Annotated in this window: 17 protein-coding genes; 12 read left to right on the forward strand and 5 right to left on the reverse strand. The window is 74.0% G+C overall.

Going from position 1 to position 13960, the window contains the following annotated elements; genetic code table 11:
- Positions 1-121 precede the first annotated feature (121 nt).
- A complete protein-coding gene (locus tag AB0I11_RS26005) occupies positions 122-835 on the reverse strand; it encodes a response regulator transcription factor (RefSeq protein ID WP_200210793.1) in 714 nt (237 codons plus the stop codon).
- A 256-nt stretch (positions 836-1091) separates the two neighbouring features.
- Here AB0I11_RS26005 and AB0I11_RS26010 point away from each other — a divergent pair, with 256 nt between their 5' ends.
- The 6 genes from AB0I11_RS26010 to AB0I11_RS26035 all read left to right on the forward strand — a co-directional run bounded on the left by AB0I11_RS26010 (position 1092) and on the right by AB0I11_RS26035 (position 5684).
- Positions 1092-2138, forward strand: a complete 1047-nt coding sequence (locus tag AB0I11_RS26010; protein ID WP_357325753.1) for a hypothetical protein — start codon at positions 1092-1094, stop codon at positions 2136-2138.
- A 100-nt stretch (positions 2139-2238) separates the two neighbouring features.
- Positions 2239-3024, forward strand: a complete 786-nt coding sequence (locus AB0I11_RS26015) for a DUF2993 domain-containing protein (RefSeq protein ID WP_357325756.1) — start codon at positions 2239-2241, stop codon at positions 3022-3024.
- A gap of 129 nt (positions 3025-3153) precedes the next feature.
- Complete coding sequence (locus tag AB0I11_RS26020) at positions 3154-3231, forward strand: Ms5788A family Cys-rich leader peptide (protein ID WP_311202345.1); 78 nt, start codon at positions 3154-3156, stop codon at positions 3229-3231.
- 205 nt (positions 3232-3436) lie between these two features.
- The gene (locus AB0I11_RS26025) at positions 3437-4285 is read left to right on the forward strand and encodes a sulfurtransferase (RefSeq protein ID WP_357325759.1); all 849 of its coding nucleotides are present in this window, start codon (positions 3437-3439) and stop codon (positions 4283-4285) included.
- Positions 4286-4288: 3 nt separating this feature from the next.
- On the forward strand, positions 4289-4621 hold the full coding sequence (locus AB0I11_RS26030) for a DUF1416 domain-containing protein (RefSeq protein WP_357325763.1): 333 nt from the start codon (positions 4289-4291) through the stop codon (positions 4619-4621).
- Between the two features lie 199 nt (positions 4622-4820).
- Positions 4821-5684, forward strand: coding sequence for a hypothetical protein (locus tag AB0I11_RS26035; protein ID WP_357325766.1), 864 nt, complete (start codon positions 4821-4823; stop codon positions 5682-5684).
- Between the two features lie 4 nt (positions 5685-5688).
- Here the strand turns inward: AB0I11_RS26035 and AB0I11_RS26040 are convergent, their stop codons facing one another.
- The 3 genes from AB0I11_RS26040 to AB0I11_RS26050 all read right to left on the reverse strand — a co-directional run bounded on the left by AB0I11_RS26040 (position 5689) and on the right by AB0I11_RS26050 (position 8614).
- Positions 5689-7743, reverse strand: a complete 2055-nt coding sequence (locus tag AB0I11_RS26040) for a glycogen debranching N-terminal domain-containing protein (RefSeq protein ID WP_357325769.1) — start codon at positions 7741-7743, stop codon at positions 5689-5691.
- The gene (locus AB0I11_RS26045) at positions 7740-8120 is read right to left on the reverse strand and encodes an SCP2 sterol-binding domain-containing protein (RefSeq protein WP_357325774.1); all 381 of its coding nucleotides are present in this window, start codon (positions 8118-8120) and stop codon (positions 7740-7742) included. The genes AB0I11_RS26040 and AB0I11_RS26045 overlap by 4 nt, the downstream gene beginning before the upstream one ends.
- 119 nt (positions 8121-8239) lie before the next feature.
- Positions 8240-8614: a DsrE family protein gene (locus AB0I11_RS26050; RefSeq protein WP_357325777.1), complete on the reverse strand. Its 375-nt coding sequence runs from the start codon at positions 8612-8614 to the stop codon at positions 8240-8242.
- A gap of 12 nt (positions 8615-8626) precedes the next feature.
- On the opposite strand from AB0I11_RS26050, the gene mtfM reads away from it, so the two are divergent.
- Both mtfM and AB0I11_RS26060 read left to right on the forward strand, forming a co-directional pair.
- Positions 8627-8731 (forward strand): small membrane protein MtfM, encoded by a 105-nt coding sequence (gene mtfM, locus AB0I11_RS26055; protein ID WP_046570768.1) that lies wholly within the window; start codon positions 8627-8629, stop codon positions 8729-8731.
- A gap of 55 nt (positions 8732-8786) precedes the next feature.
- Complete coding sequence (locus AB0I11_RS26060) at positions 8787-9374, forward strand: FABP family protein (RefSeq protein WP_357325780.1); 588 nt, start codon at positions 8787-8789, stop codon at positions 9372-9374.
- 88 nt (positions 9375-9462) lie between these two features.
- Here the strand turns inward: AB0I11_RS26060 and AB0I11_RS26065 are convergent, their stop codons facing one another.
- Positions 9463-10311, reverse strand: a complete 849-nt coding sequence (locus tag AB0I11_RS26065) for an aminotransferase class IV (RefSeq protein ID WP_357325782.1) — start codon at positions 10309-10311, stop codon at positions 9463-9465.
- Between the two features lie 68 nt (positions 10312-10379).
- Here AB0I11_RS26065 and AB0I11_RS26070 point away from each other — a divergent pair, with 68 nt between their 5' ends.
- The 4 genes from AB0I11_RS26070 to AB0I11_RS26085 all read left to right on the forward strand — a co-directional run bounded on the left by AB0I11_RS26070 (position 10380) and on the right by AB0I11_RS26085 (position 13911).
- The gene (locus tag AB0I11_RS26070) at positions 10380-10808 is read left to right on the forward strand and encodes a Fur family transcriptional regulator (protein WP_357325785.1); all 429 of its coding nucleotides are present in this window, start codon (positions 10380-10382) and stop codon (positions 10806-10808) included.
- Entirely contained in the window at positions 10805-11917 is a 1113-nt protein-coding gene (locus AB0I11_RS26075; protein WP_357325788.1) for a glycine cleavage T C-terminal barrel domain-containing protein, read from the forward strand. Before AB0I11_RS26070 ends, AB0I11_RS26075 begins: the two co-directional genes overlap by 4 nt.
- Positions 11918-12029: 112 nt before the next feature.
- Positions 12030-12857 carry a 3-keto-5-aminohexanoate cleavage protein gene (locus AB0I11_RS26080; protein WP_357325791.1) on the forward strand — a complete coding sequence of 276 codons (828 nt, stop codon included), beginning with the start codon at positions 12030-12032 and terminating at the stop codon, positions 12855-12857.
- Between the two features lie 94 nt (positions 12858-12951).
- On the forward strand, positions 12952-13911 hold the full coding sequence (locus AB0I11_RS26085; RefSeq protein ID WP_357325794.1) for an asparaginase: 960 nt from the start codon (positions 12952-12954) through the stop codon (positions 13909-13911).
- Positions 13912-13960 lie beyond the last annotated feature (49 nt).

The raw sequence follows: 13960 nt of genomic DNA on the forward strand, positions 1-13960 counted from the left end.
CAAGCACCGTCGCCCCCTCTGAAACCGGCTATTCCGGCAGTCAGCATAGGGTCCGACTAGTAGGGCAAAAGGGGCGTACAGGAAAGTTCGCCAGAAGGGGGCGGGCGGTCCGATCTCCCCGTCAGACCGGCAGCGGCGCGGGCTCCGACTCCGGCAGCGAGCGCGAGGGCGGCACCACGAACTTGTAGCCGACCTGCCGCACCGTGCCGATCATCGACTCGTACTCCGAGCCGAGCTTGGCGCGCAGCCGCCGCACGTGCACGTCGACCGTCCGGGTGCCGCCGAAGTAGTCGTAACCCCAGACCTCGCGGAGCAGCTGGTCCCGGGTGAACACCCGGCCCGGGTGCTGGGCGAGGAACTTGAGCAGCTCGAACTCCTTGTAGGTGAGGTCGAGCGGGCGGCCCTTGAGCTTGGCCGCGTAGGTGTCCGGGTCGATGGTCAGCTCGCCGGCCCGGATCGACCCGCCGGCGCCCGCCGTCGCGTTGCTCAACCGGCCCACCGCGAGCCGCAGCCGGGCCTCCACCTCGGCCGGACCCGCCCCGGCCAGGATGACGTCGTCCACGCCCCAGTCGGCGTTCAGCGCGATCAGGCCGGCCTCGGTGACCACCGCGACCAGCGGCACCCCGAGCCCGGTGGCGTGCAGCATCCGGCAGGTGGCCCGGGCCTCGCTCAGCTCGGAGCGGGCATCCACCAGGACCGCGTCCGGGCTCGGACCGGAGACCAGCGTGCGCACGTCGCGCGGCGCGGTGCGGACCGAGTGCGGCAGCAGGTCGAGCGCCGGCAGCACCGCCGATGGTTCACCTGCGCGCGCGGTCACCAGCAACAGGAGCTCCACACGATCACCTCCGTCCCGGCGGCCGTCCGGCCGCGCGCGACCAGCGGCCCTCCCGGCGGGGGAGGTGGCGCTGAGAATTGGCGGGGGTCCCGGCGTCGCTGACGGGCGGGTAACGGCTTGAGCGTAACCGATCGCCCGCCCTGCGCCTCCAGGTCGTTTCCCCGTATGCCCGATCTGCCCTCGATCGCGGCGCAGGTTTTAACGTTGCCGAAACCGTGACCTCCGCCCGGGCGGCCCGGTCTGGCACGATCGGGGCGTGTTTCCCTCGACCTCGCCCGACACCGGCCCCGAGCCGTGGGCCGACGACGCCCGTCCAGGGCCGGCCGGCCCGTCCCGTGGCCACCCGCCGGGCCCGCGCACCGGCCCGGACGACGGCGGGGAGCCGCACGCCAGGAAGGGCCCGCGCCGGCTCCGCAAGGGCGGCCCCGGGCGCCGGCCCGACGACGCCGAGGCTGACGAGCCCGAGGAGGAGGTGCCGCCGGTCCCGGTGCGCCGCCCGCTGGCGCTCACCGTCGCCGGCTTCGCCGCGCTGCTCGGCGTCGGCCTGGTGCTCGGCGCGCAGACCGCCGGCCCGGGGCACCGGTTGCCGTTCGCGTTCATCATCTTCGGCGTCCAACTGCTCTTCGTGCTCGCCTGGACGATGGCCATGCGGCCGCCCGCGCTGCTGGTGGTCGCGCTGGTCAGCGCCGCGACGGCCGGCATCGCCGACGCCGCCGCGGTCCGCTCCGACATCGCCGGCCTGGCCCCGCTCGGCTACGCCGCGGTCGCCGGCCTCGTGCTCGGCGTGCTCGGCCAGCTGTTCCGCCGGGTGGACCGGGTCCGGGTGACCGACTCGCTCGGCGGCACCCTGCTGATCGTGGTCGGGGTGGTCGCGTTCGCCACCCTGATCGTGCTCAGCCGGATCCCGAAGGGCACCCAGGCGATCACGGTCTGCCTCACGGCCACCGGGGTGGCGCTCATGGTGGCCCGGTTGACCGACGCGATCGCGCCCTGGCCCCGGCTCGCCCCGCAGGTGCCCCGCGGCGCCGCCGGCGTGGTCGTGGGCGCCATGCTCGGCACCCTGACCAGCGCGGTGCTCGGCAGCTACCTGGTCGGCTTCACCCCGACCAGCGCCGCCCTGGTCGGGCTGGTCACGGCCGCCACGGCCGTGCTGGCCGACCTCGCCGTCGGGTACGCCGAGGCCGGCCGGCTGATGGCCGGTGAGCCGCCGACCATGTGGGTCGCCCGGCACATGCAGGGCCCGCTCGGCGGGTTCGCCCTCGCCGCGCCGGCCGCGTACGCCATGTGCGTGCTCTTCCTCTGAACGCGCGGTTGGGGGATCGACGCCCCGGGTAAGTAGCGTTGCGCCACGAGGCGGCCCGACCGCCGCGTGACGGCGACCGACAGCGAGGACAGGAGGCGGCGTGGCAGAGGCCAACCCGGCGTACGAGGAACGGCCCCGACGGCGCGGCCGGAAGGTGCTCGTCGGCTTCGTCGTCCTGCTGCTGATCGTGGCCGGGCTGCTGGTCGTCGCCGACCGGCTGGCGGCCGGAGCGGCCGAGCGGGCCATCGCCGACCAGGTCGAGCAGGAGGTGGCCAAGCAGGACGCCCGGTCCGCGCCGCCCCAGGTCGAGGTGAGCGGCTTCCCGTTCCTGACCCAGGTGCTCGCCGGCAGGTACGAGCACATCTCGATCGTGCTGACCGACGTGCAGGGCACCGTGCAGGGCGGCGCGGTCAGCGTGCCCCGGCTGGACGTGGACGCCCGCAACGTGACGGCGTCGCTGGACACCCTGCGTACCCGGCGCGGGGACGTGACCGCGGAGACCGTCGACGGGCGCGGCACCATCACCTACGAGAGCCTCGCCAAGCTGCTCGACCGGCCCGGTCTGAAGCTGGGCGAGCAGAACGGCAAGCTGATCGTGACGGCGCCGGTGGACGTGCTGGGCGTCAAGCTCACCGTGCACGGCACCGCCGACGTCACCGCCACCAACGGCAAGGTCGCGCTGCGCTTCAGCGACCTGACCGCCGACGGGCTGCCGAACCTGCCGCTGGCCCGGCAGGTGGTGACCAACTACGCCAAGGGCATCTCGATCGACGTGCCCCTGCCGGAGCTGCCCTTCCAGCTCACCGTCCGCAAGGTGGAACCGAGGCCGGAGGGCCTGGCGGTCACCGCCGACGCGAAGAACGTGCCGATCAACAACGTCGGCTGACCCCGGCCCCCGCGCACGGCCCGACCACCGGTCGGGCCGTGCCGTCCGGGTGTCCGGCCGCGTCGGCGCGTTCCCGGATGCTGGTCGGCCCGGTGGCTTCGGCGCGACCGGCTGGTAGTCTCCCTCCTCATGGGGACCCTCCTCACCAAACGGCGCGCGGTCGACCTGTGCCGCGTGGCCACCTGCCTGTGTCGCCCCGTCATCTGACGGCGGGGCTGTCCTCGGCCGCCTAGGCGGCCACCGGCACGCAGGGTCCACGGACCTCCGGTGTTCCCCCCTGATCGCCCGGCAGCGGCGCCGTCGCACGTACCCGTGATCCGTTCCTAGCTCTGGGTCCCGCGCGTGGTGCGACAATCACCAATTTCGATCTCCGCGCGCAGGCTCACCATCCATCCTCACAGGGAGTGATCTGATGAGTCGCGACACCGCACTCGTCTCGGCCGAGTGGGCCGAGAAGAACATCGACGCCCCGGGCGTCGTCTTCGTCGAGGTCGACGAGGACACCTCGGCCTACGACACCGGCCACATCGCGGGCGCCGTCAAGCTCGACTGGCGCACCGACCTCCAGGACCCGGTGCGCCGGGACTTCGTCAACCAGGACCAGTTCGCCGCGCTGCTCTCCGAGCGGGGCATCGGCAACGACGACACCGTCATCCTCTACGGCGGCAACAACAACTGGTTCGCCGCGTACGCGTACTGGTACTTCAAGCTCTACGGCCACCGCGACGTGAAGCTGCTCGACGGCGGCCGCAAGAAGTGGGAGCTGGACGCCCGCCCGCTGGTCACGGACGCGGTGACCCGCCCGGCCACGCAGTACGTCGCGCAGGAGCCCGACACCGCCATCCGCGCCTTCCGGGACGAGGTGGTCGCCGCCATCGGCACCAAGAACCTGGTCGACGTGCGCAGCCCCGACGAGTACGCCGGCCGGCTCCTCGCCCCCGCCCACCTGCCGCAGGAGCAGGCCCAGCGGGCCGGCCACGTGCCGACCGCGATCAGCGTGCCGTGGTCCAAGGCGGCCAACGAGGACGGCACCTTCAAGTCCGACGACGAGCTGCGCAAGATCTACGCGGCCGCCGGGCTGGACGACAGCAGGGAGACCATCGCGTACTGCCGGATCGGCGAGCGCTCCTCGCACACCTGGTTCGTGCTCCAGGAGTTGCTCGGCCACCGCAACGTGAAGAACTACGACGGCTCCTGGACCGAGTACGGCTCGCTGGTCGGCGTGCCGGTCGCGCTCGGTGACGAGCCGGGGGAGGCCTGAGCCATGACCGCTCCCGTTGCCCCCACCGCCGCCGGATGCGCCGCTCCCGACCAGGCCGCCCCGCTGCCGGCCAGCCTGGACCTGGAGAAGGAAACCGTCATCACCGGCCTGGTCAAGGCCGAGTCCGGCGAGACCGTGCCGGGCGCGTACGTCCGGTTGCTCGACTCCACCGGTGAGTTCACCGCCGAGGTGGTGACCTCCCCGGCGGGACAGTTCCGGTTCTTCGCCGCACCCGGCGCCTGGACCCTGCGGGCGCTCTCCCGGCACGGCAACGGCGACACCGCCGTCACCGCCGCCCGCGGGATCAACGAGGTGACCGTCACGGTCGCCGCCTGACCCACGCTCTGATCGTGGCCCGTCACCCCTGCGGTGGCGGGCCACGGGTCGTTCGCGCCGGCCACCGGGCCACGGGTCGTTCGCGCCGGCCACCGGGCCACGGGTCGTTCGCGCCGGCCACCCGTGTCGGCGGATGCGCGCCGGCCCCGGTGGCGAGGTGCCGGCCGGACGCGTCGCCGCCGCGTGACACGATGGGCCGGTGAGTGGTGTCGTGCAGGCGGGGTACGCCCCGCCGCCCCGTCCCGACCAGCCTGCCCCGCGCCGGCCCTGGCTGCGCTGGCTGGTCGCCGCGACGGTCGCGTGGGCGGTGCTGCTCGCCGGGCTGACCTGGTGGTCGGTGCGGCGTGACCCGCCGACGGTGAAGGAGCAGCGCACCCTCGACCAGGCCGGTCCGGTGGTGGACCGGGCGATCGGTCGACTGATGGTGGCGATCGGGGGCGACGGGGTGCCGGCGCTCCTGCCGGACCGGATCGAGCGGGGCTGCCGGGTCACTCCGCTGGCCGACGGCGCCGAGCTGACCCGTGGCGTGGAGGTCGCGATCGCCGGTGACGACGTACCCGATCTGCTGGCGCGGGTGGCCGGCCGGCTGCCGGCGGACTGGCGGGCCGGCGTCCGGGTCGCCGCGGACGGGCCGGTGCTGCGCGCCGACGCCGGCGAGTTCGTCGCCGTCGAGGGCCGCCCCGCGGGGCCCGGCCGGGTACGGCTCACCGCGGCCACCGGCTGCCGGCCGGTCGGTGCCGGCTACCAGCCGCCGACCGCCACCGGCGGCCCGGAATCCGCCGAGGTCACCCGGGCCCTCAGCGGCTGGGGCGGCGCGGCCGGACCGGTCCGGCTGCTGGCCGCGCCGTGCCCCGGCGGCGGCACCGCCCGCACCGCGCGGGCGGAGACGGCCGGCGCACCGGCCGGCGTCCCGCTGGCCGACCCGTTCCGCGACCGCACCGGCGACGGCCCGGTGCTGCGCGACTCGGCCGACGAGTACGCCCGGCTGTCCAGCCCGGCGGTGCTGGCCGAGCGCGCCGGCGACCGGGTGCGGGTCGCCGTCACCACCTCCTGCCCCGGCTGACCGGTCATTGCCCGCGGCGCTCGTCGTGCGGGCTCCGGCTGCGGCCCAGGGCGTCCACCCGCCCCCACCGGCCGGGGATGTCCAGCAGCTCCAGCCGCCCCATCCCGGGGGGCACCGCCGGGTCGATGATCAGATGCTCGCCCTGCGGCTCCAGGCCGAGCATCACCCGCATCAGCAGCGGCGGCGTCCCCGCCGACCAGGCCTGCGGGCTGCACGCGGTCGGGTACTGCACCGGGTAGTCGGTGAGGCCGCGCTCGTAGCCGGCGAACGCCTCGGGCAGCCGGCCCTCGAAGTACCGGGACGCGGCGAGCATCGCCTCGCAGATCTTGCCGGCCTCCTCGCGGAAGCCGTACTTCCACAACCCCCAGGCGATGATCGAGTTGTCGAACGGCCAGACCGTGCCGACGTGGTAGCCGATCGGGTTGTACCGGCCCTGGTCGTCGGCGAGGGTGCGGACGCCCCAGCCGGAGAAGAGGCGGGGGCCGAGCAGGTGCCGGGCGACCGCGGCCGCCCGGGACTCGTCCACGATCCCGCTCCACAACAGGTGGCCGATGTTGGAGGAGAGCGCGTCGACCTGGTGCCCGTCCGGGTCCAGGGCCAGCGCGTAGTACTCCCGGTCGTGGATCCAGAAGTCCCGGTTGAACCGTTCCTTCAGCGCCGCGGCCTCGCGTTCCAGCCGGTCGGCGTACGCCGGGTCCTGCCAGAACGTCCGGGCCAGCCGGGCGCCGCGCAGCTTGGCGTCGTACGCGTACCCCTGCAGTTCGCAGGTGGCCCGGGGGAAGGCGGGCAGCCGGCCGTCGGAGAACGAGATGGCGTCCCAGGAGTCCTTCCAGCACTGGTTCTGCAGCCCGGTCTCCGGATTGCGGGTCAGGTACGAGATGTAGCCGGTGCCGAGCAGATCCCCGTACGTGTCGAGCCAGGCCAGCGCCGCCCGGGTCTCGTGTTCGAGCATCCGGACCAGGTTGCCGTCCCCGGTCCACCGCTCGTACTCGTCGAGCAGGATCACGAAGAGCGCGGTCGAGTCGGCCGAGCCGTAGTACGGCGAGTGTGGCTGCTCCTCGAAGCCGGCGGTCTCGCCGTACCGCAGCTCGTGCAGGATCTTGCCCGGCTCCTCGTCCCGGAAGTCGTCCAGCCGGCTGCCCTGTAGCCCGGCCAGCATGAGGAGGGTAGGCGGCACCAGTTCGGGCAGGAACGGCAGGATCTGCAGCGAGGTGAAGATGCTGTCCCGCCCGAACAGGGTCATGAACCAGGGCAGGCCGGCGGCGAGCAGCCGGACGCCGAGCGTGATCGACTCGTACCGGAGGGCGGCCAGGTCGTTCAGGCTGCGCCGGTACGCCCCGGCCAGCGGCTCGCAGTCGCAGGCGAGCTTCGGGGCGCGGGCGATCAACTCGTTCTGCTCGACGTGGATCTCCTCGACCGAGCGGTGCCCGCCCAGCGGCAGGGTGGACCGGATGTCCTCGCCGCGGGCGCCGTAGATGTTCGTGGCGACATGCAGCCGGGTGGTCCACTCGCCGTGCGGCCCGACCAGGATCCGGTAGGTGATGCCCGCCTCATCGATCTCGGCCGGCGGGCCGGTGCTGATCACGGCCTCGCGGTGGAACCCCTCCCGTCGGTAGACCAGCCGCAGCTCGTTGCCGACCACCACGGGCCTGGTGCGGCCCTTCTTCTGCCGCTGGTGCTTGATCTCGAACAGGTCGGCGAAGTCGGAGCCGATGTCGAGCCGGAGCACGAACTCGACCGCCTGGTCCGCGTGGTTGAGCAGGGTCAGCTCCTCGTCGAAGCTGCCGCCGATGGACCGGCTCCGGATCACCGACACCTTGGCGTCCAGGTAGTGCGTGGGCTCGCCGGGGACCAGGAAGAACCGGGTCCGGTACGAGTGCGAGTCGTCGATGGAGAGCGCGTGCAGCTTCTCCCCGTTGAGGGTGAGCACCCAGTTCGAGATGAACCGGGTGTCGAAGGAGAACAGCCCGGTGGGAAAGTCGAAGGACGGCTCGATGTTGCCGCGCTCGTCGCTGACCAGGAAGGTGTTGCCGTCCAGGATGCTGACGCGTTCGTTCATCTGGGCCGTCCGAGGTGCGCGCGGGCGGTCTCGCGGGGGTCGCGGGCACTGGGCGGGTCGGGGAAGAACCGGCGGAAGAGCAGGAACAGCGCCACGTTGCCGCTGAACGTGGCCTCGTTGCGCAGCACCGCCGCCATGCCGGCGGCGCGCCCGGTGACCAGTTTCTCGAACAGGTCGGTGCTCACGGTGAAGGTGGCGTCGGCGGGCAGTTGCTCCCGGAGCACCCGGACGGAGCCCGGGGACAGCTCGGCGAACCAGTGCTCGGTGCGGTTCTCACAGGTCAGGTCGATCTGGAGGGTGCCGTGGATGGGGCTGCGCAGCACCGCCGGGGCACGCGCCGGCAGTGTCGCGAAGAACCGCTCGATCGCCTCGCCCACAGGGGAATCGTAGGCAGCGGCCGGACATGTCGGGCGGATATCACCGCTCCCCCCGTACCGGACAGGCCGGTCGGCGGCCGGACCGCGCGGTCGGCGGCAGCCCGGGCGGGCGGGCGAGGTCAGTAGACGAGGGCCTGGGCGCCCTCGGCCATCGCCTCCTCGACGAAGACCGCCGCGCCGGCGATCCGTACGCCGGGGATGACGTCGTCCGGGCCGATGTCCCGGCGGGCCGCGCACTGGGTGCAGGCGGTCACCTTGCCGGTAGCCAGGATCACGTGCAGCAGCTCGCCGAGCGGCGCGGAGTGCGGCAGGTCGAACTCCTGCGCCCGGCCCGGCAACGCGAACCAGGTCGATTCACCGGTCAACCAGAGCGACACGTCGATTCCCGCCGCGGCGGCGGTGGCGGCGACCGTGAAGGCCTGGGCGCAGCGCTCGGGGGCGTCGGCCCCGGCGGTGGCCTTGACGACGAGAGTGCGGGCCATACCACCCAGCATAGGATGGCCCGGATGGTTACCGAGATCGGGTTCGTCAGCCTGCTGGTCGCCGGCCTGGGTGCGCTCGCCGGTGGCCTGGTGTACCTCGCAGTTCGCATCTCGAGAGGAAAATGGTGAGCGTGAGGAGTGAGCCGGGTTTGCGAGCCCCGCAGTCGCGAACGAAGGTGGCCCGGTGAGCGAGAACCCGCTCCAGCCGCCGTGGCTGAACGCGCCGCCGGTCGACCCGTACCCGTACGAGGAGAGCCACGACCTGCGCGTCGGCCCGAAGCTGCACCGCAGCCTGGACGGGCTGCTGCCGTACATCGGGGTGTGGCGCGGGCGGGGCCGGGGTGGCTTCCCCACCATCGACGACTTCGACTTCGCCCAGGAGATCCGGATCAGCCACGACGGCCGGCCCTTCCTGTTCTACGAGTCGCGCGCCTGGATCCTCGACGAGCAGAGCCGCCCGGTCCGACCGGCCGGGCGCGAGGTGGGCTGGTGGCGTCCGGTGCTGGACGGCGACCGGGTCACCGACGAGCTGGAGGCGCTGATGACCACGCCGACCGGCGTGATGGAGCTGCACATCGGCAAGCGCACGGGCACCCAGATCGAGTTCGCCACCGACGCCGTGGTCCGGACGGCCACCGCCAAGGAGGTCACCGCCGGCGCCCGCCTCTTCGGCATCGTCGAGGGTGCGCTGCTGTACGCCCAGGAGATGGCCGCCGTGGGCCAGCCCCTCAGCCCGCACCTCTCCGCCCGCCTCACCCGCGTGGCCGGCTGACCAACCAACCAACCAACCAACCCTCCGCCCCCACCCGTCCGGCCCGGACGCCTCGGATGCCCACCCCGCCCGGCCCGGGTGGGGCGGGTCAGGGTGGGGGGAAGGCGGTCAGGGCCAGCAGGGCGGGGGCCAGGGGGGAACGGGGCAGGGGGCTGCCGTCCAGGGAGTGGATCTCGGCGGGGCCGCGGAGCGACGAGGTCAGCCAGGCGCCGTCCGCGTGGCGCAGCCCGGCCGGGCTGATCAGCCGTTCCTCGGCCCGCAGGCCCAGTTCCGCCGCGTGGCCCAGGAGCCAGCTTGCGGTCACCCCGGGGAGCACCCCGGTGGCCGCGGCCGGCACCGTGCAGAGGGTCGTCCCGGCCTGCCAGACCAGGTTCGCGCTCGGCGCCTCCAGCGCGTACCCGTCGGTGGAGGTCCAGAGCACGTCGTCCACCCCGGCCCGGGCCGCCCAGCGCCGGGCCGCGGTGCTGACCGCGTACGAGGTGGATTTCAGGCCGACCGGGAGCCAGCCCAGTTCGGGGCGGGCCCGGGCGGCGACCCCGAGTGGCAGGGTGGCCACGGCCAGGCCGTCCCGCCGGGCCCGCACGGTCGCGGCCGGGACCTCGGTCAGGGTGGCGTAAACGGTGGGTGGGCCGCCGCCCTCCGGCCCTCGGGTGCAGACCAGCCGCAGTGCCCCCTCCGCCTCCGGCGGCCACCCGGCGCGTACCACGTCGAGCAGTTCGGCCAGCGCGGCGGTGGGCGGCAGGTCCAGCTCGATCGCGGCCGCGCCGGCCCGCAGCCGGTCCAGGTGGGCGTCGCGCAGCCAGGGCTCGCCGCCGCGCAGGTGCAGGGTCTCGAAGAGCCCGTCGCCGTGCAGTACGCCCCGGTCGTCGCCGCGCAGCACCGGATGGCCGGTCGGTACGACGCCCCGCCCCAGCACGGCCACCCGCGATGCCACCACGACCGTCGAGCCTAGTGGCGTACACCTCGGCGGTCGGCGTGGCGCGGCGGCCGAACTATGATCGGACGGTGTCCGAATCCTCCCTGGCGGAACTGCTCCGCTCCCGTGGGCTGCGGCTGACGGCGCAGCGGCAGTTGGTGCTCCAGGCCGTGCTGGATCTGGGTCACGCCACGCCGGAGCAGGTGCACACGGCGGTGCGGGAGGTGGCCGCCGGGGTCAACATCACCACCATCTACCGCACGCTGGAGCTGCTGGAACGGCTCGGGTTGGTGACCCACACGCACCTGTCGCACGGCTCGCCGACCTACCACGCGGCCGGCGAGCACCAGCACGTCCACCTGGTCTGCCGGGAGTGCGGCGGGATCGACGAGATCGATCCGGAGCTGCTCCGCCCGCTGGCCGACCGGCTGGCCGCGCAGCGGGGATTCCGGGTCGACATCGGGCACGTGGCGCTCTTCGGCGTCTGCGGCCAGTGCGAGGACGGGGGGACGACGTGATCGACATCGCGGGCGCGGTGGCTGCCGAGGCGATCGACGAGGAGACCCGGGACCAGCCCGAGCCGGCCCATCGGGCCGCCGGGGTCGGCCCGGTGGCGGCGCACTACGGCGACCCGATGCGCGAACAGCGCACGCTGGCCACCGGCGTGGGCCTGGTGGACCGCTCGCACCGGGGGGTGGTGGCGGTGCCGGGTGAGGAGCGGATCAGCTGGCTGCACACGCTGACCAGCCAGCACCTGGCCGGGCTGCGCCCGTGGCAGGGCACCGAGCTGCTGGTCCTCTCCCCGCACGGGCACGTCGAGCAGCACGCCATGGTCACCGAGGACGGCGAGACCACCTGGCTGGACACCGAGCCCGGGATGACCGGCGGCCTGCTGTCGTACCTGGAGAAGATGCGCTTCTTCAGCAAGGTGGACCCGCGCGACGTCACCGCGGAGCACGCGCTGCTGTCGCTGGTCGGGCCGGACGCCGCCGGCGCGCTCGAGACCCTGGGCGTCACCGGGCTGGCCGCGCCCGACCTGGTCGCGGTGCCGGGCCCGAAGTTCCGCTCCGGCGAGCTGCCGCCGCGCCCCGGCGTGGTGTACGACGTCAAGCCGCTGCCGGGCGGCGGCTGGGCCCGGCGGGTGGCGCTGGGCGTGGACCTGCTGGTGCCCCGCGAGGCGATGGTCCGGGTGGTCGACGAGTTGCGCGGCGCCGGTGTGCCGGTGGCCGGGCTCTGGGCGTACGAGGCGATCCGGGTGGCCGCCCGGCGGGCCCGGATCGGGGTGGACAGCGACCACCGGACCATCCCGGCCGAGCTGGACCTGGTCGGCCCGGCCGTGCACCTGGACAAGGGCTGCTACCGGGGGCAGGAGACGGTGGCGCGGGTGCACAACCTGGGCCGGCCGCCGCGGCGGCTCGTCCTGCTGCACCTGGACGGGGTGGCCACGGACCAGCCGCCCGCGGCCGGTACGCCGGTGACCCTGGACGGCCGGACGGTCGGTTTCGTCGGCACCGCGGTGCACCACCACGAGCTGGGCCAGATCGCCCTGGCCGTGGTCAAGCGCAACGTCGCGGACGACGCCCGGTTGATGATCGGGGAGTCGGCCGCCGCCATCGATCCCGCCTGAGCCGCTCGGGGCGGGAAACCTTCCGGTCCGGCCCGCCCGGATCCATGATTCTTCCGTCGGCACGCCCGGTGGCCGTCGACCGGCGGCGGGCCCTCGGTCTAGGATCCCGGGCATGACCACAGGGACGTTGATCACGGTTGCCCCCACCGGCGCGGAGTCGGCCAAGGCGGAGGTGCCGGCGCTGCCGGTGACCTTTGACGAGCTGCTGCTGACGGCCAAGGAGTGCGAGGCGCTCGGCGCCGCCGTGATCCACGTCCACATCCGCGACGACCAGGCGCGGCCCACCCTCGACCAGGGCCGGCTGCGGGAGACCGTGGCGGCGCTGCGGGAGAGCACCGACCTGATCGTGCAGCTCTCCTCCGGGGGCGCGGTGACCGATCCGGAGGCCGACCGGCTGGCCGTGCTGGACGCCGGTCCGGAGATGGCCTCCTGCACGATGGGCACGGTCAACTTCGGCGACGACGTGTTCCTGAACCGCTGGGAGTTCATCGTCGACCTGCACACCCGGATGCAGGAGAAGGGCGTGGTCCCCGAGTACGAGATCTTCGACCTCGGCCACCTCACCGCCCTCCAGCGGCTGCTCGGCAAGTACGGCCTGCCGCACGGCGGGCACGTGCACGTCGACTTCGTGATGGGGGTGCCGGGCGGCATGCCGGGCAGCACGGCCACCCTGGTCGCCGCCGAGCAGATGCTGCGCGACCTGCCCGAGGGCACCACCTTCTCGGCCACCGGCATCGGCCGCAGCACCATCCCGGTCATGCTGGCGTCGCTGTCGGCCGGCGGGCACCTCCGGGTCGGCATGGAGGACACGGTCAGCTACGCCAAGGGGCGGCCGGTCGAGTCGAACATGCAACTGGTCGCCCGCGCGGTCGGCTTCGCCCAGCTCGCGCAGCGCCCGCCGCTGACCACCACCGAGGCCCGCGCGCTGCTCGGCCTGTAAGCCACATCCCGCCCGGCACCCCTGTACACGTTCGGGTGACGCCGCTGGTCACCCCGGTGCCGGGCCCGCCGGGCCCGTCGGTACCGTCCACCTCGTGGGAAAGACGTACGAGGGCGGCGTGCCGCTCGCCGAGGTGGTCCGGTCCGGCTTCGTGGAGGGTTTCCACCGGGGTTCCGTGGCGGTGCTCGACGCCGACGGCGCGCCGGTGGCCGGGGCGGGGGACAACACCTCGCCGATCTTCCCCCGGTCGTCCAACAAGCCGATGCAGGCGATCGGGATGCTCCGGGCCGGCCTGCCGCTGACCGAGCCGGCCGACCTGGCACTGGTCGCGGCCAGCCACGCCGGCGAGGAGTTCCACGTCGAGCGGGTGACCGCCCTGCTGCGCGGCGCCGGCCTGACCGAGGAGGCGCTGCACTGCCCGCCCGACCTGCCGGTCGGCGAGGCCGCCCGGGAGGCGGTGCTGCGCGCCGGGGGCGGCCCGACCCGGACCTTGATGAACTGCTCCGGCAAGCACACCGGGATGCTGCTCACCTGCCTGGCCGCGGGTTGGCCGCTGGACGGTTACTGGCGTCCCGCGCATCCGCTCCAGCAGCGGCTGGCCGCCGCGATCGAGGAGTTGACCGGGGAACGGGCGGCGGCCGTCGGGGTGGACGGCTGCGGCGCACCGGTGCTCGCCGTGTCGCTGACCGGGCTGGCCCGGGCCTTCCTGCGCCTGGTCACCGCCGAGCCGGGCACCGTCGAGCGGAGTGTGGCCGACGCGATGCGGGCGTACCCGGAACTGGTGGGCGGCACCCAGGCCGACGACACGCGGCTGATGCGGGGCGTACCCGGGCTGCTGGCCAAGGTGGGCGCGGAGGGGGTCATCGCGGCGGCGGTCCCGGGAGTCGGCGCGGTCGCCCTCAAGATCGACGATGGCGCCGGGCGGGCTCGGATGCCGGTGCTGGTGTCGGCGCTGCGTCGGCTCGGCGTCGACGCCCCGGTGCTGATCGAGTACGCCGAACTGCCGCTGCTCGGCGGCGGCCTGCCGGTGGGGTCGGTCCGCCCGGTCTGGTGAACCGGGGGGCGCTGGCGGTCTGCCGGCTCCGGGCGGGCAACGGCCCGAG

This window comes from Micromonospora sp. NPDC050495, assembly GCF_040655175.1.
Classification (GTDB): domain Bacteria; phylum Actinomycetota; class Actinomycetes; order Mycobacteriales; family Micromonosporaceae; genus Micromonospora.

What these genes read in the sequence shown, in the direction of transcription:
- AB0I11_RS26025 (WP_357325759.1), top strand. Translation starts at nt 3,437, where the DNA reads ATGAGTCGCGACACCGCACTCGTCTCGGCCGAGTGGGCCGAGAAGAAC.
- AB0I11_RS26040 (WP_357325769.1), bottom strand. Translation starts at nt 7,743, where the DNA reads ATGAACGAACGCGTCAGCATCCTGGACGGCAACACCTTCCTGGTCAGC.
- AB0I11_RS26020 (WP_311202345.1), top strand. Translation starts at nt 3,154, where the DNA reads ATGGGGACCCTCCTCACCAAACGGCGCGCGGTCGACCTGTGCCGCGTG.
- mtfM (WP_046570768.1), top strand. Translation starts at nt 8,627, where the DNA reads ATGGTTACCGAGATCGGGTTCGTCAGCCTGCTGGTCGCCGGCCTGGGT.
- AB0I11_RS26050 (WP_357325777.1), bottom strand. Translation starts at nt 8,614, where the DNA reads ATGCTGGGTGGTATGGCCCGCACTCTCGTCGTCAAGGCCACCGCCGGG.
- AB0I11_RS26030 (WP_357325763.1), top strand. Translation starts at nt 4,289, where the DNA reads ATGACCGCTCCCGTTGCCCCCACCGCCGCCGGATGCGCCGCTCCCGAC.
- AB0I11_RS26080 (WP_357325791.1), top strand. Translation starts at nt 12,030, where the DNA reads ATGACCACAGGGACGTTGATCACGGTTGCCCCCACCGGCGCGGAGTCG.